Source organism: Ferrimonas sp. (assembly GCF_048263965.1).
Lineage (GTDB): Bacteria > Pseudomonadota > Gammaproteobacteria > Enterobacterales > Shewanellaceae > Ferrimonas.
The window spans coordinates 32,902-53,215 of record NZ_JBLXDO010000021.1 but is presented as its reverse complement, the minus strand read 5'-3'; the positions used below and the strand labels follow the sequence as shown (position 1 = coordinate 53,215).

At 56.4% G+C, this 20,314-nt stretch carries 21 protein-coding genes; 5 read left to right on the top strand and 16 right to left on the bottom strand.

Going from position 1 to position 20,314, the window contains the following annotated elements:
- Positions 1 to 10: 10 nt before the first annotated feature.
- The 4 genes from ACN0RV_RS15960 to ACN0RV_RS15945 all read right to left on the bottom strand — a co-directional run bounded on the left by ACN0RV_RS15960 (position 11) and on the right by ACN0RV_RS15945 (position 4,027).
- On the bottom strand, positions 11 to 1,810 hold the full coding sequence (locus ACN0RV_RS15960; protein WP_417349114.1) for a diguanylate cyclase: 1,800 nt from the start codon (positions 1,808 to 1,810) through the stop codon (positions 11 to 13).
- Positions 1,811 to 1,852: 42 nt separating this feature from the next.
- Complete coding sequence (locus ACN0RV_RS15955; protein ID WP_417349112.1) at positions 1,853 to 2,068, bottom strand: hypothetical protein; 216 nt, start codon at positions 2,066 to 2,068, stop codon at positions 1,853 to 1,855.
- Between the two features lie 381 nt (positions 2,069 to 2,449).
- Entirely contained in the window at positions 2,450 to 3,424 is a 975-nt protein-coding gene (locus tag ACN0RV_RS15950) for a transposase (protein ID WP_417349110.1), read from the bottom strand.
- A 336-nt stretch (positions 3,425 to 3,760) separates the two neighbouring features.
- On the bottom strand, positions 3,761 to 4,027 hold the full coding sequence (locus ACN0RV_RS15945) for a hypothetical protein (protein ID WP_028109539.1): 267 nt from the start codon (positions 4,025 to 4,027) through the stop codon (positions 3,761 to 3,763).
- Between the two features lie 600 nt (positions 4,028 to 4,627).
- Here ACN0RV_RS15945 and ACN0RV_RS15940 point away from each other — a divergent pair.
- The gene (locus ACN0RV_RS15940; RefSeq protein ID WP_417349108.1) at positions 4,628 to 4,879 is read left to right on the top strand and encodes a hypothetical protein; all 252 of its coding nucleotides are present in this window, start codon (positions 4,628 to 4,630) and stop codon (positions 4,877 to 4,879) included.
- Between the two features lie 94 nt (positions 4,880 to 4,973).
- On the opposite strand, the gene lpxM is transcribed toward ACN0RV_RS15940, so the two are convergent.
- From lpxM to ACN0RV_RS15925, 3 genes are all read right to left on the bottom strand, one after another.
- Positions 4,974 to 5,924: a lauroyl-Kdo(2)-lipid IV(A) myristoyltransferase gene (lpxM, locus tag ACN0RV_RS15935; RefSeq protein WP_417349106.1), complete on the bottom strand. Its 951-nt coding sequence runs from the start codon at positions 5,922 to 5,924 to the stop codon at positions 4,974 to 4,976.
- A 129-nt stretch (positions 5,925 to 6,053) separates the two neighbouring features.
- Positions 6,054 to 7,004 (bottom strand): lipid A biosynthesis (KDO)2-(lauroyl)-lipid IVA acyltransferase, encoded by a 951-nt coding sequence (locus ACN0RV_RS15930; protein ID WP_417349104.1) that lies wholly within the window; start codon positions 7,002 to 7,004, stop codon positions 6,054 to 6,056.
- Positions 7,005 to 7,173: 169 nt separating this feature from the next.
- Positions 7,174 to 7,599 (bottom strand): OsmC family protein, encoded by a 426-nt coding sequence (locus ACN0RV_RS15925; RefSeq protein WP_417349102.1) that lies wholly within the window; start codon positions 7,597 to 7,599, stop codon positions 7,174 to 7,176.
- Positions 7,600 to 7,729: 130 nt separating this feature from the next.
- On the opposite strand from ACN0RV_RS15925, the gene ACN0RV_RS15920 reads away from it, so the two are divergent.
- Entirely contained in the window at positions 7,730 to 8,158 is a 429-nt protein-coding gene (locus tag ACN0RV_RS15920; RefSeq protein WP_417349100.1) for a nucleotide triphosphate diphosphatase NUDT15, read from the top strand.
- Between the two features lie 4 nt (positions 8,159 to 8,162).
- On the opposite strand, the gene ACN0RV_RS15915 is transcribed toward ACN0RV_RS15920, so the two are convergent.
- Positions 8,163 to 8,639, bottom strand: coding sequence for a GNAT family N-acetyltransferase (locus tag ACN0RV_RS15915; RefSeq protein WP_417349099.1), 477 nt, complete (start codon positions 8,637 to 8,639; stop codon positions 8,163 to 8,165).
- Positions 8,640 to 8,817: 178 nt separating this feature from the next.
- On the opposite strand from ACN0RV_RS15915, the gene ACN0RV_RS15910 reads away from it, so the two are divergent.
- On the top strand, positions 8,818 to 10,587 hold the full coding sequence (locus tag ACN0RV_RS15910; RefSeq protein WP_417349097.1) for a diguanylate cyclase domain-containing protein: 1,770 nt from the start codon (positions 8,818 to 8,820) through the stop codon (positions 10,585 to 10,587).
- Here ACN0RV_RS15910 and ACN0RV_RS15905 read toward each other — a convergent pair whose 3' ends face one another.
- The 7 genes from ACN0RV_RS15905 to ACN0RV_RS15875 form a co-directional block, all read right to left on the bottom strand.
- Entirely contained in the window at positions 10,588 to 10,932 is a 345-nt protein-coding gene (locus ACN0RV_RS15905) for a hypothetical protein (RefSeq protein WP_417349095.1), read from the bottom strand.
- Positions 10,933 to 11,054: 122 nt separating this feature from the next.
- The gene (locus tag ACN0RV_RS15900) at positions 11,055 to 11,414 is read right to left on the bottom strand and encodes a VOC family protein (protein WP_417349093.1); all 360 of its coding nucleotides are present in this window, start codon (positions 11,412 to 11,414) and stop codon (positions 11,055 to 11,057) included.
- On the bottom strand, positions 11,411 to 12,139 hold the full coding sequence (locus ACN0RV_RS15895; protein ID WP_417349091.1) for an SGNH/GDSL hydrolase family protein: 729 nt from the start codon (positions 12,137 to 12,139) through the stop codon (positions 11,411 to 11,413). Before ACN0RV_RS15895 ends, ACN0RV_RS15900 begins: the two co-directional genes overlap by 4 nt.
- A 252-nt stretch (positions 12,140 to 12,391) precedes the next feature.
- Positions 12,392 to 12,697 carry an integration host factor subunit alpha gene (gene ihfA, locus ACN0RV_RS15890; protein ID WP_028109550.1) on the bottom strand — a complete coding sequence of 102 codons (306 nt, stop codon included), beginning with the start codon at positions 12,695 to 12,697 and terminating at the stop codon, positions 12,392 to 12,394.
- Positions 12,698 to 12,701: 4 nt separating this feature from the next.
- A complete protein-coding gene (gene pheT, locus ACN0RV_RS15885; protein ID WP_417349089.1) occupies positions 12,702 to 15,089 on the bottom strand; it encodes a phenylalanine--tRNA ligase subunit beta in 2,388 nt (795 codons plus the stop codon).
- 10 nt (positions 15,090 to 15,099) lie between these two features.
- Complete coding sequence (gene pheS / locus ACN0RV_RS15880) at positions 15,100 to 16,083, bottom strand: phenylalanine--tRNA ligase subunit alpha (RefSeq protein WP_417349088.1); 984 nt, start codon at positions 16,081 to 16,083, stop codon at positions 15,100 to 15,102.
- Positions 16,084 to 16,191: 108 nt separating this feature from the next.
- Entirely contained in the window at positions 16,192 to 17,142 is a 951-nt protein-coding gene (locus ACN0RV_RS15875; protein WP_417349086.1) for an NAD(P)H-quinone oxidoreductase, read from the bottom strand.
- Between the two features lie 144 nt (positions 17,143 to 17,286).
- Here ACN0RV_RS15875 and ACN0RV_RS15870 point away from each other — a divergent pair, with 144 nt between their 5' ends.
- Positions 17,287 to 18,768 (top strand): methyl-accepting chemotaxis protein, encoded by a 1,482-nt coding sequence (locus tag ACN0RV_RS15870; RefSeq protein ID WP_417349084.1) that lies wholly within the window; start codon positions 17,287 to 17,289, stop codon positions 18,766 to 18,768.
- Positions 18,769 to 18,985: 217 nt separating this feature from the next.
- The gene (locus tag ACN0RV_RS15865) at positions 18,986 to 19,597 is read left to right on the top strand and encodes a GNAT family N-acetyltransferase (RefSeq protein ID WP_417349082.1); all 612 of its coding nucleotides are present in this window, start codon (positions 18,986 to 18,988) and stop codon (positions 19,595 to 19,597) included.
- A gap of 41 nt (positions 19,598 to 19,638) precedes the next feature.
- Here ACN0RV_RS15865 and ACN0RV_RS15860 read toward each other — a convergent pair whose 3' ends face one another.
- Positions 19,639 to 20,244, bottom strand: a complete 606-nt coding sequence (locus ACN0RV_RS15860; RefSeq protein WP_417349080.1) for an AAA family ATPase — start codon at positions 20,242 to 20,244, stop codon at positions 19,639 to 19,641.
- Positions 20,245 to 20,314: the final 70 nt, after the last annotated feature.

The following is a 20,314-nucleotide window of genomic DNA, read 5'->3' as shown; positions in this document are numbered from 1 at the left end:
TATGCCCTCTCTACTTCAGTGGTGTCCGGCCATGCTCAGCTTGCAGAGAACACAGACCCATCGACGGCTTATAGGCTTCGGTACAACCATCATCCAGTACCGTCGCTACCCGGTTGCGTCCCAGATGCTTGGCCTGATACAGGCACTTATCGGCGGTCACCAGAAGCTTATCCAGACTGTCCACGGTCTCGTCCAGCTTGGCCACCCCGAAACTGGCACTGATATCCAGTTTGTTGTTGGCCACTGGCGCAATGATCCGCTCCAAACCCTCACGACAGCGTTCCGACAACTGCCTGGCCTGCTCGATATCCGTATTGGGCAGGCAGATAACGAACTCCTCACCACCCAGTCGACCCAGTATATCCTTGTCACGGATGCTGTTGCGCACCACACGAGACACCGTCTTCAGCACCCAGTCTCCCACCGCATGACCGAAGGTATCGTTAATCTTCTTGAAGTGGTCCAAATCAAACACCACCAGAGACAAAGGCTGCTCCCGCCGCTTCGCCTCAGTCACCGCCTTGGTACAAGACTCCATCAAACTCACCCGGGACAGCACTTTGGTCAGGGTATCGGTCTCCAGAGAGATCTTAATCTTGGCCTTCTGCCTTTGAACAAAAACCACCAAAGCAAACAGCGCCAAGCAGCCAATGGATGCCCAGGCAAACAGAATACGGATATGCTTAAAACGAGTTTCGGCCAGCTGATTTTGCAGCTGCAACTCTCGGTTTTTTGCCTCGATGATCTTCAACTGCCCCTCTATATCCTCAGCATTAATTTTTGCCAGGTGAAAATAGACCGACTTGTCATAAAGATCCTGCTCGTAGGCTTTGTGGGCATCGATGGTCAAATTGATGAACGCGGCGTACTCATCCCAGCGCTGCTGGCGCCACTTCACCTTAGCCACCGCTTCCGCAAGCTTGGGCTTTAGTCGCAGCAGATCCAACTCATCGGCCCGATTAAATGCTCGAAGATAAAACTCGCCCGCTTTTTCAATATGCCCCTGATAGAAATAATGAGCCCCAAGAGCATGCTCAAGGAATATTGTGTACTCTTGCTGATTCTCTTTTAATTGAGCATACAGGGCTTCAGCCTGCTCCTCGTACAACGCCCCGCCATACACCTGCATGGATGCAACAAGTTGGTAAACCCTAATAAGATCTGCTGAAAGCTGGTCCTGGCTTGAAAGACATAGCGCTATGGCATCGTCGGCCTCCAGTAGCACTCGCTCAAACTGCCCATCAAGAAACAGGGCATCCAACCGATTAGTCATGCCATAACATTGAATTCGCTTAGAGTTACCCTCTCTCCCAAGGGCTGTAATTCGGTCGGCAAATTTGAGTGCCTGATCATATCGATACAGGGTTGAAAAAACGGTGTATGCAGAATGGAGGATCAGCATCTTGGCCATGTCCTCCTGCAACAAAGGCAGCAGGTGAATGGCTAAATCAAGGTTATCTAAAGCGTGATCGAACTGATTGAGATTAACGTGAGCTTCTACAATCTGTTGATATGCCCTGGCCTGATATTTAGGTTGGGAACCACTCCAGTCATATGAAAGAAGTAACTCAAGACGTTTTTGCTGTTTTTGGCTCACTCCATAAAAGTAAGCCTCAAAGAGAAAGAAGCGCTCTTTAGACTCCTGAGTCAGCAGATCCAGGCTCCTTCTCACGCGCTTGATGATCGCGTCCGCCTCAGCTGGCGACTCATAGGCAAGCTGAGGGATGCGCTCTATCTCCTGACTGAGATCCGAAACCGACGCGCCATTAGCAAATGCGACGCCTGCGTACAGCAATACGGTACTCAGCAACAGTGATGTTAGACCCCTGTGCCAAATCCGCATCAGGGACAGTTAATTCTGTTGAACTTGCGGCGCACGAACAATCATCTCAGGATCGTCCACCCCTGCCGCTTCGGCGATTTGAGTGCTGTCTCCTGAGAGCACTGCGGCAACCTCATTGTCACTGAGTCCAAAGCTGCGCATCGCCGCTTCCGCATCCTCTACGTGAGCAGACTGCAGCTCTGCGTTAGAATCCAACTCATTGAGGTAATTGATAAGTTTCGACATCTCTCTATTCCCTTAGTGTTCTAAAGCTTTTACTTTTGATAGTTATAAGCTGAATTGATATGAATTTTTCCAAAAGAAATCATAACAATAGGAATGTCACAAGGTAAAGGTAATCCTCCTTACCTAGACATCCATCATTATTCCCCCGCCCTCCTTACCATGACACCCAACCTTACACCCTACCCCCACCTCCATTCCCAAATCCCCGTTTCCACGCTCAGTTGCCACCGGCAGCGCCCCTCTTCTGTCAGCTCAGCCCCTTAAAAAGACAGCTGCACTGCCTCCAAGCAGCTGCAGCAGGCCTAATAACCAAACAAGAGGCACACTTATCCCTTCACCCCACTCAACGGGTGAATTCAATGCCAAAAGGAAAAAAGGAAACTAGCCGAGCAGCCGTTTCGCTGCTGTTGTGCCCCGCACTCGTTGCATCTGATTGGCGCCACCACAGCGCCTTAAACTGTCTACCCGTCCTGCGTAGTGACAAAACTGGTGCTCAAACCCTTGAGTCAATTCCAACCAACAATCGACATCCACATTCAGGCGCTGTAGCAAAGGAGGTGTACATTCGTCCATATGGCCTCTCCCTTCCACCATCGCCCTGGCTGTAGCCTCCACCAGTTCCAGGTAATCATTGAGATGGCACGGCAAGCCTTCATTCTTCCTATTCTTGGAGTCAAAGCGTCTCAAGGCCCCAGGCTGCTTCCCCGCCATTGCAGCGCGAACTCGCCGCCTGATACTGGTGTACATTGAATCTTCGGGCGTCTTTGCCATGCCTGAGCGTACTGGATTGAGATCGACATAAGCCATGCACGCTAGAAGGGCTTGCTCATCCAATAAGGCCTGGGAACGAAACCGCCCCTCCCAAAACCTGCCGGTGCACTCGTCCTCCTTATTGGCTTTACGAGCGATGTATTCATTAAGAGTCCGCATAAACCAGCTGATGTCCATCAAGCGTGTTCGATAGAGGTCAGCCTGCATTTTGACGAGGTCCAGTTCCCAAGGCTCCATGGAGTCTCGCTGTTCTTCGTCAGCAAAGCGTTTAGTGAGAGAATTTCCAGAGAAGAGTTGATGCCATCGAGAGACGACTTCGGCATCATCCCATCCCATTGCAACCTCCACATTCACGTAGAGCACAAGGTGGGTGTGGTTGCTCATCACCGCATAGGCTTCGACCTCAATGGCAAACACCCTGGCAAGGGACAACAGCCTGTCCTCTACCCATTGACGACGGTGTTCGTAGCTTTTACCACTGTACTGGTCTCTACCACACAGAAATGAGCGCCGTACACATCGGCTGATGCAATGGTAGTGGCGCGTGTCATCCAAACTGACTTGTTGCTTCCTGGCCTTTGGCATGGTTCCCTCCTTTCCAAAAGCGAATGCTAAGTGTAGTGCAACCCCGCCCCATAAAAACCGCGACAAAGAGACATAACCATGGGTGTCTTAGTAAGAAAGATGGGTGTCTTGATAAGAAGAGGCGAAACTGTGGGTGTCTTGGTAAGAGAGGGGGAAGAAAAACGGCCCCGCGTGTGCAGGGCCGGGAGGACTGATCTGTCTCACCCTCTTAAGGGGCATCATCTCAGTACGGCTTTATCAATTGATTGTATTGCCGTTGTTTTTATCTAACGTCCTGTTAATACAGCAACGCCAACAGGTGGCGTGACATATCCCCCTAAGTCCCACTTGGAGTGGTTAGTTGAATAACTCAAACTCGCCGGATTCGATCTCGGCCTTAAGATCCAGGTAGTCGCTCAACCGCAGACCGGTCAGTTCGAAACCCAGAAATTGCTTGTTCTGCTGTTCATTCACGTCATCCAGACGCTGGCACATCTGTGCCTCGGCCTGCTCCAGCGCACCCTCTGCGCTGTCAGCCTGCACATCAAATTGCTCAAAATGGAAACCAATGAAGTTCTCTTCGGCATCGGTCTCATTGGCTCGCCCAAAAACCACGTAGTCCATTTTTGTTATCCTTCAAGTTCGATTCGATGATTAAGTTATACTGGTCGGACATAAATTAAAAGACCTTAAAAATATATTTTTTATTAGCCCCACTTTACAGCCACTTATAAATATTTGATTAAAGTGATAACGTTAACTGGATCACATTGACGCTAAAGTCGAAATCAAAAACATTTTCATCTTTAGCGACCCAACTCTGACGCAAAATAACCAAGATGGGATTAAAGTCATTATGATTCAATCAGTTATACATCAAGAGGCAAGGGCGAGAAGATGATATAAATGGCGGACCATGTAATTTTACTAATTAAATGAGTGGGATGGGCCAATCTTTTACAAATAGTTACACCCATTACCTAAATGATTGAAAATATAAACTTGAGTTATAAAGTTAAATAGCTTCAAACATTTATAACCAAACTCTAAGACCATTATTGCACTCAACGAGTCAACCCACTGAATTACAGCAATAATTCAATTTTCCCAGGTCTAGCCTCCCTTCTCCTTTGAAGAAATTTCACAAAAATCAGCTGTATTCTCCCTTGACAGCCAAATGAGAACAGTTATCATTTGCAGCAACGATATGAAAGGAGACCTACCATGCTGTTTACCATTGATGCCCGTTTAGACCAGCGCCCCAGCAGCCTGACCGTGTACCACTCTCTGAGTGGACGCCCTGTTATGCGCCTTCAGGAGGAGGAACTGAATGAGATGCTGGAATCCGGTGATATCTGTCTACAGGAACTGACCAGCAACGACAGCCAGACGCTGCACAATCTGGCCTGGGAGCTGCTGCTGTTTCAAAGCGCTGCACACACCAGACACAGCTCTCTAAGCAGCTTTGAGGCCTAAAACCATGACACGAGCCATGCCACCGGATGACCCCTCGGAGCTTTGCAGTGACACAGAAAAGATAACGCCCGGCAAGTGCCGGGCGTTTTTGTCTTTATCGGTAGAGTAGCTTGGCCCCCTCGGGCCGGGTGTGCAGTACCTTGAGAAACCACATGTACTGCTCTGGGTGGGCACCTATCAGCCGCTCCAGCTGATGGTTCAGCAGTGACGCCTCCGTCTCCTTAGAGAGTTTTGTGTCCAGCTCCAAAGCCTCAAACACCTCCATGGTCATATGCCCCCTCCCCTTGTCGATGCCGATGGTCAACGGCAACACCGTGGCGCCTCCACAGTTGGCCAGACGGCCAATCACTGGCAGGGTCGCCTTCTGAGTGGCAAAGAAGTCGGCAAAGATGCTTTTCTCCGGACCATGGTCCTGGTCTGGCAGATAGAAGAAGCTCTCGCCCCGGCGCAGCCCCTGTACCAGGGTGCGCAAACCTGCGTCTCTATGATAAACGGTGCCGCCAAAGCGGCAGCGCTGACGTACGCTAAGCCAGTTGAACACCGGGTTCTTATGGTGTTTGACCATGCCCATCATCGGCAGTCCCCAGGAAGAGAGCCTGGCACCAGCATACTCAATACCCCACAGGTGCGGCACCAGGAAGACAATGGGTTTCCCCTGCTCTCGGGCCCGTTCGATGTGCTCCAGCCCCTTGATGGAGATGTGCTTCTCCAGGTGCTTACGAGACTTAACCGCCAGCACTCCCATGCTCAACCCCACCAGGGAGAAGTTGAACATCATGTTCTTCAGGATCGCCTCGGTCTCCGCCTCACTCATGTTAGGGAAACAGGCGCCCAGGTTGGCCCTGGCGATGCGGAAAGGTTTCTTGCAGAAGGGGCGAATGACCCGCGCCAAGCCCCTGGCCATCCAGTAGCGAACCCTGTGAGGCAGATACGCCAACAGCAGCATCACGCCCACAGCCAGCCAGGAGGGCCAGTACTTGGGCGACAGCATGCGATAGCAGAATTCCACCCTGTAGGGTTGGCTCGGTGAGATCGGCAGGGACATAATATTGTTCTAATGGTTGTGCTTCTGAATCCGGATCACACCTTACCTGAACCCTGGCTGACTCACAACGATCACCCGTTAAACTCGCGCGTCAGATTGGTTTCGACATGATAACTGAATAGGATTTCATCAGCGGCTGTAGGGATCGGACCGCCCCGCAGGCTGACTCTTGAAGAACTTCAGAATCCACATGTACTGAGCCGGCTCGGGCCCAATCAGCACTTCAATCTCCTCGTTCAGTCGACGGGCATCCTGCTCAGCGTCCTCAACCACTGTTGTCACCGGCGGACGTATGACCCCACGAAACACCCCCCGCTGACGATCATAGAGCGCGGCCATGGGGAAGATCACCCCATCGGTGGCCTGAAGCATCTTGCTCATACAGGGCAGCGTTGCCTTGTGGGTGGCGAACAGCGGCACGAAGGCGCTGCGTGACAGGCCATGGTCCTGATCCGGCAGGTAGTAAGCGCTGTAGCCCTCCTTAATCGCCCCAAGCAGTGAGTGTATGCCCGCGCCCCGACCGAAGATCTTGCCGCCAAACCGACTGCGAGCCTTCTGCATCAGGTAGTCGGTGGCTTCATTTTTCTGAGGATTGACCATGGTGGTCATGGGGTAGCCCCTGGAGGCCAGCAGCAAACCGGGAAAGTCCACGAACCAGGTGTGAGGCACGATAAAGATCAGCGGTTTATCACCACCCAGGTAAGGGGTCAGATGCTCCTCACCCTCCAGTTTGATGTGGCGCTCCAGCCAGCGCCGGCTGCGCACCAGCAAGGTGGTGCCGGAGAACAACGAGATCGCCGCCAGCTCAAACATCTCATCCAGCACCTGCTGACGCTTATCTGAGCTCCAATCGGGAAAACACAGCTTCAGATTGATCTCCGCCCGCCGGCGGCTGCGTTGGGCCCGTCGGCCAACGCTGCGCCCCAACCAGGCGCCCAACCCATCACGCCAACGAAAAGGCAGGAAAGCGATAAGGATGAATAGTGGCATCAACAGCCACACCCCCAGATACTTGGGGTGCAACAGGCCGAGGCGGAAACCGGGACGATGCTCCGGTACAGTGGAATCTTTGACAGTCACGTTCACTTACTTTCTACGTTATTGAACACGCAGGATCGACAAGGGGCCGACTCTCGCCCTGTAGATGGCTAAGATGTCCGGCCCCCTGGGGACACTGAACAGTGTCAAGATTATAACAGCAGAGAGTAGATAAACTGTAGAACCCTACAAAGCCCTGCTTAAATCATATTCAGCCCACCTGGTGAGTCGCCACCGTGGCTCTGAGGATGTTATCGTGAATTGGGCAACGGTGGCAGGTCTTGTCCAGAAACGCCTGCTTCTGTTCATCGGTCATGTCGGCATCAATATCGGCGACAATTTCGAAGGATTTGAAACCAATGGGATCATCAGTCTCTTTGCCCACCAGGCCTGCTGGGTTCAGAACCGCTTTTACGTCTACTTCGATGCCGCGCAGATCAATCTTGTCCTCACGAGCCACCATCTTGCCTATGGTTGAGATACAGGCAGCCAGAGAGAACAGGAAAGTTTCCAGGGGATTAGCCCCTTCATCGCCACCGCTGGGCTGGTCAATGACCAGAGTGTGCTTGCGCACCTGAGCAGTAACTTTCCAGCCCTCTGTCATGGAGGAGCGAACGTGATAGATCTTATCGGCCATAGTAAAAAGTCTCTTACATTAGAAATTGCTAAAGCATGCTAGGGAATTGCTGCCCACCGTGCAAGCATCTCTTTGACATTAACACTGCTCTGGGTAATCCTTTGTGGCCCGGATCACCCGAATTCAGATTATGACTCACCCTAAGGTCGGTATCGGCGTCATTATTCGCCGAAGCGACGGCAAGATTCTCATTGGAAAACGCAAAGGCAGTCACGCCCCCTACTTCTCCATTCCCGGCGGACACCTGGAGCTGGGAGAGAGTTTCGAGCAGACCGCCATCCGCGAAGCCTGGGAGGAGACCGGCCTGGTCATCGACACCCCTCAGGTTCTGGCAATCACCAATAACCTGCGCACCTATCGCGAAGAGGGTAAACACTACGTCTCGGTGGTCCTGCTGGCAGACCATCAGGGGGAGGAGCCCATCAACCGCGAACCGGATAAGTGCGAAGGCTGGCTATGGGTGGACCCCAGAGATCTGCCTCAACCTCATTTCGACGCCAGCGAACAGAGTATCGCCTGCTATCTGGCCGGCACTCACTACCTTCCACCCAAAGGCTAACACCTCACAGGGCCTTCATCATCCAGCAGTCACAGGCACTGTGACCGCTGTTGCCCCAGGGTGCAGGTAACCGTTCAAAGCCTCTGGACTCATACAACCGCCTCGCCTGAACCATGGGCTCGAAGGTTTCCAGATAGCAGTGATGGTACCCCTGCCCCTCGGCATACCTCAGCGCCGTTTCCAGCAATGCCTGCCCTACACCTTTGCCTCGGCAGTCTGAACTGAGATACATCTTCTGCAACTCACAGGTCGATGGCCAATGACAGTTGAACGGGGCAATGCCCGTTCCACCGACGATGCGCCCATCCAGTTCCGCTACCCAGTACCGATACCCCTCTTCCTGATAGGCCTGGCTCAGCGCATCCAATTCCGGGTCCTGCCAGGCAAAGCCGGGCCGATCGGCCCCAAATTCTGCTAATACTTCCCTAATGATTTCAGCCAACTGGGAATCATCTTTCGCACAGATCTCACGAATCTTCATCATCATGCCCCTGAGTATTTCAAGCTCACAAAACCGCGGCCCGGCGGCCATTCTTTACTTACCATCCATTCTATTCTGATGGCAAATTTGTAAGAATGACCCTGAGATCTGCAGCAGGCGATTTACATTCACTTGTCACACGATCACTGTTTTAACATCGGATTGGCCGGACTCACGGATGAAACAGCTCTCCTTCACGCTTGAAGACAACAACAATCTCTCCCAGTTCCTGGAGGATCCTGAACTGACGCGCCTGGCCCCAAGTGCCAGCGCCATGCTGGTTCAGCTGTACAGTGCCCATCAGGATCCGCAGCGACTCGAGCAGATCGCCTCAGAAACCCTGAAACGCTTCCCCCAGGCCCAGGTGGTCGGTGCCACTACCGTCGGCGAGATTCATCAGGGCCACACCCTGACCGGGACCACGGTAATCGGCGTGACTCTGTTTGAGTCGAGCGGTGTGGAGTCACTCTATCTCCCCTGTGCCCGTGGTGAAGAGAACCAGACCGGCCGCGAACTGCGCAAGTTACTGGAGCAGCGCCTGGAGGTTGCCGGGATGCTGCTGCTGACCACCTCCACCGCCTTTAACACCAATACCCTGATCTCCGAGTTGGGTCGCCAGTCCCTGCCCTTCCCTGTGTTTGGCGGCGGAGCCGCGGACTATGGCAAGGTAAAGCGCTCCCTGGTGGTGCATCAGAACAGGTGCCACAACAGTGGGGTGGTGGCGGTGATCTTCAAGGGCGCCGATCTGAAGATCGACTGCCACAGTTACCTGGGCTGGCGCGCCCTAAGCAAACCCATGGTCGCCACCGAAGTGAAGGATCTGAGCCTGAAACTGCTGGACAACCGTCCCGCCTTCGAGGTGCTCTCCCGCTACCTGAACATCACCAATGACGACAGCTTCCACCTGAGTGCCCTGGAGTTCCCGCTGATGGTGACCCGGGGCAAACACACCCTGGCGCGCACCCCCATCTCTGTGGGACGGGGGCGGAGCATCGAGTTCTTTGCCGACATCAAACAGGGTGAGCAGGTACAACTGGGCTATGGCGATCCGCGGATGATCATCCGCGATGCCCGACAGGTCCACGATAAGATGGCTGCTTTTGCCCCGGAAGCGGTGTTCCTCTACAGCTGCGGTTGCCGCCGGTTCCTGATGCAGGAACAGGTGGAGATGGAAACCCAGCCGTTCCAACAGTTGGCGCCCACAACGGGTTTCTACACCTATGGTGAGTTTTACGGTAACGGCGAAGAGCTGTTATTGCTTAACTCCACCATGGTGGCCGTGGGAATGCGGGAAGGGGAAGCCGATGCCGAGCGGATGCAGGCTCAACAATCCCTGGAAGATGCCGCTCAGGATCGCGTCGACGACCCTTACGCCAATCAGCATATCCGCATCATGGAGCGGCTGATGCACTTTATCGATGCGGTCACCGACGAGTTGCAGCAAGCCAGTCACGAGCTCGAGGAGAAGGCCACGGTCGACAAACTGACCCAACTGCCTAACCGGGTACAACTGGAGGAGCTGCTCACCCAGGAGATCCTGCATGAGGAGCGTTACGGCCGCCCCTTCTCACTGATTCTTCTGGATATCGACAACCTGTCGGAGATCAACGACCGTCACGGCCGATTGATTGGGGATGAGGTACTGTCCGAAACCGCCCAACTGCTGAATGCCCACACCCGGCGCACCGATCTGGTGGGGCGTTGGGAGGGCGGCACCTTTATGGTGATCCTGCCGGACACCCAACTTGCGGAAGCCAAGGTCGCCGCCATCAAGCTGTACGCCATGTTTGGCCAGACCCACTTTACCCATGGTGAGCACTGCACCGCCAGCCTGGGGGTGGCTCAATACCCACCAGGTTATGCCATAGAACAGATGGTCAGCCGGGTCCGGCAAGCCCTGACCCGGGCCAAACAGGGCGGTGGCGACCAGGTGAATACCCTGAACTGATCAGCGAGCCAGCTGTTTCAGCTCACCCTCCTCCAGGGCAAAGCGCATCCGATTGAGCCGGGTGGGCGGCGCCGCCATGGGCTCGCTCGCATCCCGGTCACGGAAGGTCACCGACAACCGCTGGCCGCTCACCTCCAAGGCATCCAGGGCAATGCGATCCCCAAGGAAGACCGCAGGCAATGGTTTAAAGCCACAACTCAGCCCCTGGTTAACCGACAGATAGTAGAAACTGCCGCTGCCGCCGGGCTGATGCACCACCACATCCACGACCTCGTCTATGCCGTCCCCATCCAGATCACCCTTGGTCGCCAACATCAGGGTTAACCGAGGATGATCAAAAGCCATGGCTTGCCCCTCGAGCAGATGGCTCTCAGGGGCCTTCTGGGTGCATACTTGTGGCTCTTTAGTGTCAGGTGCCGTCTGGCAGCCCACCAGCAACCACACAGCCGTTACGCAGAACGCCAGCCTCATACCAACGGCTCCTTATCGCTCCAGATCGCCAGTTCATTGCCGCCAGGCTCCACGAAGTGAAAGCGGCGTCCTCCGGGGAAAGCAAAGACCGGACGGCAGATCTGCGCTCCAAGGGCGGAGACCTTCTCCAGGCTGGCTTCCAGGTTGTCGCTATAGAGCACCACCAGGGCGCCCCCCTGATCGACCCGGCTGCCCCGCTCACCGCGATACAGTCCGCCCTGCAAGCCGGCACCGTCAAAGGCGGTGTAGTCTGCGCCATAGTCGGTAAAGCGCCAGCCAAAGGCCGACTCAAAAAAACTCCGGCTGGCAGCCAGATGATTACTGCCAAACTCGATGTAATTGATGGTTTCGCTCATGTGATGTTCCCTGATGTCGATTCTGCCCAGCGACGCTCTATGCACCCCGCCACCTCCTGGGCCCACAGTCGGTAGATCTCGGGACCAGGATGAAACCCGTCTGAGGCCATCAGCGCCGGATCATCCAGAGGGCCAAACTCCACCCGATCACAATCGGGCTGTTGTGCCATCCACTGACGCACTCGGCCATCCAGCACAGACGCGTGGCGCCCCAGAGTCCAGCGCAAGGGTTGAGGCAACACCGGAAACTGGCCTATGGGCGGAATGGCAGCCGCCACTATGTGTCGACAGCCAAACTTGTCCCGCAGCAGGGTCACCAGCTGTTGCTGTTGCCCAAGCCACTTCCTGGCCCCCACGCCACGGGTCACGTCGTTGACCCCCAAAGAGATTACCACCACGTCAAAGGTCTCTGCTTTGCGTTTGCTCAGGTATCTCAGCATCTTGGCCGTAGTCAGCCCACTTCGGGCCACCAGTCGCCAGTGCAAATTGAAATTGGGCTGAAGGGCCTCGGCCAGTCGACCGGACAGCGCCTGGTGTTGATGATCCACCCCGACACCGGCGGCGGCAGAATCGCCCAACACCAGCACCCGCAAATCGGGGCCCTGCCCCACCTGGCCATGGCGACGGCCCGATGCCTGGGGCAAGCGCACCGCGGTGCGGCGTACCCTGACCCCCTGATAGAGCAGCAGCGGCCACAACACCGCACTGGTCAGCAGATAATCCATTTATCCTCTCCATGGGGTCACATTACCCCGGCATACTCCTAAACCAACGTCATGCAGCCGGCGGCCGGCCTGGTGCGGCGGAGACATTGTTCCAATCCAGGCGAGCGGCGCAGCCAACAGTCAGTCTCACAACCAGTATGGGCCGTTCAAGCCGGCATTGGCGGTCGCACATTGTGTAACGTGGGTATTAAACAGCTTACACAAAAAAACCCAGCCGCTAGGGGCTGGGTTTTCGAAAGACTCAAAGCCGAATCAGGCTTCTTCCCTGTCCAGTTCCAGATCCTCTACTCTGGCTTTTAACTTTTGACCGGGACGGAATGTCACCACACGACGGGCGGAGATTGGAATATCTTCACCGGTCTTGGGGTTGCGTCCAGGACGCTGATTCTTATCCCGAAGTTCAAAATTACCAAAACCCGACAGCTTCACTTGTTCGCCCAACTCCAGGGCCAGACGAATCTCTTCGAAATACGCCTCTACCAGATCCTTGGCATCTTTCTTGTGAATGCCGAGAGTTTCGGTCAGGTGCTCTGCCATATCGGCTTTGGTTAAGGCCATGATATCAGTCCCTCAACTGTGCGTTGAACTCTTGAGCAAGAGTGGCAACGATGGTATCGACAGCGTCGGCGATGTCTTGATCTTCTAACGTACGCTCGACATCCTGCAAGGTCAGGGCAATCGCCAGGCTCTTGTGGCCAGGTTCAATTCCCTTTCCTTGGTATACATCGAATAAGTTTACGCCAACCAGCTGTTTTAAGCCAATTTTCTTGATCAATCCGATAACATCACCTGCTCCAACCTCCTCCTTCACTACAACAGCAATGTCACGACGGCTGGCAGTGTACTTGGAAACAGGCTGGGCGTCGGGTACCTGACGGTCAGCAACTGCGGCCATCTCGAGCTCGAACACCAGGGTGCGACCGTTCAGGCCCAGCTTCTTCTCGTGCTGAGGGTGAACGGCGCCCATCAGGCCAACAACCTTGCCATCCTTGAGGATCTCGGCGCTCTGGCCGGGGTGCAGGGCTGGGTGGCTGGCAGGACGGAAGCTGAAGGCATCGGCATCGTTGGTCAGGGCCAGCATCGCTTCCACGTCCCCTTTCAGGTCGAAGAAGTCAACGGCGCGGCTCTCCATCTGCCAGTGCTCATCGGCCACTGGACCGGCGATCACACCGGCGATCATCGGCTCCTGGCGAATGCCGTTTTCGGCGCTCTCGTCAGGAATGAACCGCAAACCTGTTTCGAACAGGCGCACGCGGGACTGCTGACGGGCCTGGTTGTAGGCCACGGAGCCCAGCAGGCCGGTCCACAGAGACAGACGCATGGCGGACATCTCCGAGGAGATGGGGTTGGGCAGCACCAGAGGCTCGACGCCGGGATGCAGCAGGGCCTGCAGCTTAGGATCCACGAAACTGTAGGTGATCGCTTCCTGGAAGCCACGGTCCACAAACAGCGAACGCAGGCGCTTGCCGTGCAGATCCGCTTCGCGGTGTTCCACCATCTCCAGCGTGGCCACAGGTGCCAGATTGGGGATGTTGTTGTAACCGTAGATGCGAGCCACCTCTTCGATCAGGTCCTGCTCGATGGCCATATCGAAACGCCAGCTGGGCGCCTTGGCCTGCCAACCGCCGTCGATGGTGGCAACGTCGCAACCCAGACGGGTGAGGATCTCTTCTACCTGCTCATCGGCAATGTGGTGACCCAGCAGGCTGTCCAGTTTCTCGCGACGCAGGGTGATGGTGGCGGCCTTGGGCAGGTGCGCCTCGGAGGCGGCTTCGACAACCGGACCGGCTTCACCGCCGCAGATCTCAATAAGCAGCGCAGTGGCGCGCTCCATGGCGCGGGCTTGCAGCTGAGGATCCACACCACGCTCGAAGCGGTGGGAGGCGTCGGTGTGCAGGCCGTAGGCACGGGCGCGACCCAGGATCGCCAGCGGAGCAAAGAAGGCACACTCCAGCAGCACGTCGGTGGTGTCACCGTTGACGCCGCTGTGCTCGCCACCGAAGATACCGGCCAGAGCCAGAGGCCCCTTGTCGTCGGCAATCAGCAGGGTGTCGGTGTTGGGCTTGCACTCGCTGCCGTCCAGCAGAGTCAGCTCATCACCCTCTTTGGCCATGCGCACCTGGATGTCGCCATTGATGCAAGCCAAATCGAAGGCGTGCATAGGCTGACCCAGCTCCAACATCACAAAGGCGGTGATGTCGACGATGGCGTCGATGGAACGGATACCGGAGCGGCGCAGCTTCTCCTGCATCCACAGGGGAGAGGCAGCCTTAACGTTAACGTTCTTAACCACACGGCCCAGGTAGCGGGGACACTGCTCTGGGGCGTCCACCTTGATGCCAACCACATCGTCGATCACCGGGGCAACGGCGTCGATGGCAGGCTGGGTCACCGGCAGGCTGTTGAGTACGCCCACTTCACGGGCCAGACCGGCCAGGCCGAGACAGTCGGCACGGTTGGCGGTCAGATCCACCTCGATGATGGAGTCATCCAGACCCAGGAACTCACGGAAATCGGTGCCGATAGGGGCATCGACGGGCAGCTCCATGATGCCATCGCTCTCTACGTCGATACCCAGCTCGGAGAAGGAGCAGAGCATGCCGTGAGAAGGCTGGCCGCGCAGTTTGGCTTTCTTGATCTTGAAGTTGCCGGGCAGTACCGCACCTACGGTGGCCACGGCCACTTTCAGGCCCAGACGGCAGTTCGGCGCGCCACAGACGATGTCCAGCAGCTCTTCGCCGCCTACATTCACCTTGGTCACGCGCAGCTTGTCGGCGTCGGGGTGCTGGCCACACTCGACCACTTCACCCACTACCACGCCGGAGAACTCACCGGCAACAGGATCGACACCGTCCACTTCCAGGCCGGCCATGGAGATCTGTTCGGACAATTCGTCAGTGGAGATGGCAGGGCTTACCCACTCACGCAGCCAGGATTCGCTGAATTTCATTGACGGCCTCTTACTGGAACTGTTTCAGGAAACGCAGGTCGTTCTCGAAGAACGCACGCAGGTCGTTAACGCCGTAGCGCAGCATGGTCAGGCGCTCAACGCCCATACCGAAGGCAAACCCGGAGTACTTCTCAGGGTCAATGTTGACCGCTTTGAGTACGTTGGGGTGAACCATGCCGCAGCCCAGTACCTCGAGCCACTTGCCGTTTTTACCCATCACGTCCACCTCGGCAGAGGGCTCGGTGAAGGGGAAGTAGGAGGGACGGAAGCGCACCTGCAGATCTTCCTCGAAGAAGTTACGCAGGAACTGGTGCAGCACACCCTTGAGCTCGGTGAAGCTCACCTTCTCAGCCACAACCAGGCCTTCTACCTGGTGGAACATGGGAGTGTGGGTCATGTCGTAGTCGTTACGATACACACGCCCAGGGCAGATGATGCGGATGGGCGGCTGCTGCTTCTCCATGGTGCGGATCTGCACACCACTGGTGTGGGTACGCAGCATCAGCTCAGGGTTGAAGAAGAAGGTATCGTGGTCGGCACGAGCCGGGTGATGCGCCGGAATGTTCAGGGCATCAAAGTTGTGGAAGTTGTCTTCCACCTCGGGACCGGTGCTCACGGAGAAACCGATCTCAGCAAAAAACTGTTCGATACGCTCGATGGTGCGGGTCACCGGGTGCAGGCCACCGGCGGCCAGCTTGCGGCCAGGGGCGGTCACGTCGATGGCCTCGGCGGCCAGCTTGGCGTTCAGGGCCTCGGTCTGCAGGGCCTGAATGCGCTCGTTCAGAGCACGCTGAACCTGCTGTTTGCCTTCGTTGATGGCCTGGCCCGCTTTGGGCTTCTCCTCAGGAGAGAGAGAACCCAGGGATTTCATCAGGGCGGTGATTTCACCCTTCTTACCCAGGTACTGAACCCGGATATCGTCAAGCGCCTTCAGATCGGCGGCGGCTTCTACCGCAGCCAGACCTTTAGCGACAATTTCTGCTAATTGCTGCATGATCGTTATTTTCTCTGTACCAACCGCAAATTATGGGGGAAGAGTTTCCGTGAAAACGACAAATTGTACTCCATTGTGGACCCAAGCAAAACCGCAATTTGGCCCGGTTCAGCTGGATTCAAGGGATAATATCAATTTTCCTTGGTTTTCATTGGCAGCCATACGCTGGTGCGCCTGCGCCACCTGTTGCCAGGGGTAACTGCTGTCCACCACGGGTTTCAGTTCTCCGGACAGAAAACTCTCAGAAAAGCGCCGTAAAAAGCCTTGAACCAATCGAGCTTTGTAGTGGCTGCTGCGATTTCTCAAAGTCGAGCCGGTCAAGGTCGCCCTTTTCGCCAGTAAGCGGGCGTAATCCAGCGTGCCATGGCGCCCTCCCTGCATCGCCAGGGTAATGATGCGACCGTCGAGGGCCAGGCAGCGCAAATTGGGCTCCAGATAATGCCCGCCCACCATATCCAGAATCAGATCCTGCTCCGGCAACCCTTCCCACCAGTCGCCCTGGCGGTAGTTGATGGCACGCTCCGCCCCGAGGGAGTGGCAGAACGCCACTTTCGACTCGCTGCCGCAGGTCACCGTCACTTCGGCGCCCAGGGCGTTGCCCAGCTGAATGGCGGCACTGCCCACCCCGGAGGCACCGGCGTGGATCAGCAGACGCTCTCCCGGGCCCAGGTCACCAATCATCACCAACGCCTGATAGGCGGTCAGAAACGCTTCGGGTATGGCCGCACCCTCAATGAAACTCAAGTTGTCCGGCAGGGGCATCAACTGGCCTCGTGGCACCCACACCCGCTCGGCATAGCCGCCACCATCGAGCAGGGCCATCACCCTCTGACCCTGCTTCCAGGGACCCTGGTCACGGACGACCACACCGGCGACTTCCAAACCGAGCAGCTCGCTGGCCCCGGGCGGCGGTGGGTAATGCCCCGCCATCTGCAACAGGTCAGCCCGGTTGACGCCGGCGGCCTTCACCTTGAGCTCGACCCAGTCTGCGGGTGCGGCCATCTCGCCCACCCGACCCAGAACCAGTTTTCCCTCTGCGTTCACTAACAATGCCTGCATGATGATTCCTTTTTCGCCACTCAATTGAGGAAACGAGCCCCGTTTGTGACACCTGTCACCTTTGGTGTCAAATCCACTAAAGGCTATGCCTCATGGTTCGATATCTTGTCTAAATGGTCGTAGTTATTCCAAAAAAGAGAACATATGTCTGACACCTACAAACCCGGCTGGCTGGAGCGCCTGCTTATCTCACTGTCTCTTAGGGAGAAGTTCGCTCTTCTGGCCGTCTTTCCTCTGCTGGGGTTCATCATCGTGGCCGGTGCCGTGTTCACCAAGGTACAAGATGAGCTGGTTCACGCCCACCAGGTGGAACAACAAACCCAGGTCAGTCAGCTAAAACAGGTCCTGACTCCCCTGCCCTCCGAGCAGCGCCAGGAGCTGGTAAAAAATATCGATGGCGTTTCCCTGATTGCCCTGTCCAGTGATCGCCAGTTGGCCCAGGCGGCTCGCCAAGGCGAGTCTCTGGTGCTGGGGAATGAGGTACGTACCGCCACTCAGCTGGGCGACCAGCTGCTGGTGGTCAGCGAGCACTATGTGGTCAACGACGAGTTGATACGCATCTTCCAGACGCCAATTTACCTGATTATCTTTGTGGCCCTGTTCTGCACCTTCTGGGCAGTGGTGGTGCGCCGCTTCGTCATGGGTTCCATGGACTACATGCGCGAGGTGATGGCCAAGGCCTGTGCCAACGATCTGACCGTACGTCTGAACTTCGTCCCCGGCCGGGATGATTTCCGTCCGCTGGCCAACTCTATTGACGCCCTAATCGACACCCGCCGCAACGTAGTCCTGAGCCTGCGGGTGATCTCCGACTCCATCAACCAGTCTTCTCATCAGGTACTGAGCCAGATGGAGACCTCCAGCCAGATGGCGGTAGGTCAGCGGGAGCACCTGGACACTCTGGCTTCCGCCATGGAGGAGATGAGTGCCACGGTGAAGGAGGTGGCCAGCCACGCCGAGAGCACCGCCGATGAGACCCGTCAGGCCAACGAGCAGTCCCAGCACGGTCACCAGAACCTGCAACAGACCATCACCGCCATCGAATCCCTGGTGTCCGACGTTCACAACGCCTCTGCTGCGGTGAACCAGGTGCACACCAATGCCGCCAAGATTGACGAGGTGATCACCACCATCAACGCCATCAGCGAACAGACCAACCTGCTGGCACTGAACGCCGCCATCGAAGCGGCCCGAGCCGGTGAGCAGGGCCGTGGCTTCGCCGTGGTGGCGGACGAGGTACGCAACCTGGCCGGCCGCACTCAGGAAGCCACCGTAGAGATCCAGACCATGATTGAGGAGCTGCAGACCGGCACTCAGGCCTTGGAACAGGTGATGACCAACACCGTTGAGCGGGCCGAAGAGGGCCGTGAGCTGGTGAGCCAGGCGGGCGACGATCTGGACAGGATCACCCAGCACTCGGAGCGGGTAAACAGCATGAGTGCTCAGATCGCCACCGCTGCTGAGCAGCAGACCGCGGTAGCCAACGAGATTGCCGCCAGCCTGACCCAGGTGCGCAACCAGTCTCACGAGGTGGAAGTGGCCGCCAACGAATCCCGTCAGGGCTGTAACTCTCTGACTCACACCGCCGATGACCTGAAGGGTAAGCTGGCCAACCTGCGAACCTGATCAACAATTTGAGCGGCTGAATCCAGCTCGCGTCATATCACGCGCCTCGCACTTTTGCGAGGCGCGTTCATATTTCCTTACAGCACTCCCTTCTGTCTGAAATCTGCCCTATTCTTATCCAGAACAAAACTGGTAAACTGTGCGCAATTTCGACAAAGGTCTGACCCTTTGACGAGCCCAGCCCTCTTCCGCCAGCTGATGTAGGAATGCCAACCCTATGGTGACAGACGAGATACTGACTGCCGACGATGCCAGCCGCTACTACAAGCGGGTGCACACCCATAAAGGAGTCGAAGTTGCTATCCGAGCCATACGCCCTGACGACAAATACGAGATTCTGGACATCTTCCCCACCCTGTCCCAACGAACTCTGTATATGCGTTTCTTCCGGGTGATCGAGGCCCCCAGTCTGGAATCCCTGACCCGCTACACCACGGTCGACTTTGCCACCACCCTGGCCTTTGTGGTCACCAAGGGGCCCAACCAGAACATCGTCGCAGCTGGCAGGCTGATCCGGGCCACAGAGCACTCCAAAGTCGCTGAGCTCTCCTGCCTGGTGGTCGACCACTACCAGCATCAGGGCGTCGGCAACTCCCTGGTGGCCGACCTGTTCCAGGCGGGCAAAGCCTGGGGCGTCGAACAGGTGATCGCCCTGGTACACAGCGAGAACCACCCCATGCTTCGGCTGCTGAAAAACCAGGGTTACCCCTGCGAGATGCTGTTCGATGAGGGCGAGTTCACTGTCACCCTGGACATCAGCCAGCCCCCCAGCGACGAGAACCGCACCAGCTACCGCACCACCATGGCGGCCATGCACCAGGCGGTGTAACCCCCATCGTTCAAACTGCCCTACTCTGAGGGAAAAACCGTTTATCGGCTCTGATCGCTATCGCGCCTGTGGTGCTGATTGATCACATTTTCGATGGTCATGATGCCGAACAGGATCTTCCTCAGGAAGGATTCGGAGTTGGGGACGAAGTGATAATTGGGGTGTTTTGACCAGACGGCCTGAAGCCGATTGTCCAGCGCGGCGGCCTGCTCGGTGGACTCATTACGGGTGGGGTTGTTGCTGCTGATATCCTGCCCGGTGGTGGCCGCAGACTCGAAGAAGATCACCGCATCGTATTGGCCAAACTCCTGCTCCAGGGAGGAACCTACGGCCTGAAAGAACTCGCTTTCCTCCTCTGGCCAGTAGGCCAGGCCATCAAGGCTGCCCCGATCGCACACCAATAACCTGTCCGGGTGCGCCCGCTGCTGAATCGCCTCCAAGTTCTTCTGCAGGGCAAAGATGGTTTTCTGAATCTCTTTAAGCACCGGTGGCTCATTGCTTCGGCTGACACCGCTGGAGAAAAGCAGGGTGGCCGCTTCCGGCACGATGGCGATTTGATGACTGAGTTCCCGACGAAACAGATCCAGCGCCGTGGTCTTGCCTCCGCCGGGGCCGCCGGTCACCACCACCTTGAGTTGCCTGGTCATCTCGCCTCTCCTTTTCCCTGGGACCTGATTAAAGAATACGCCAGCAACTGGGATAAACCCATTGAGATAA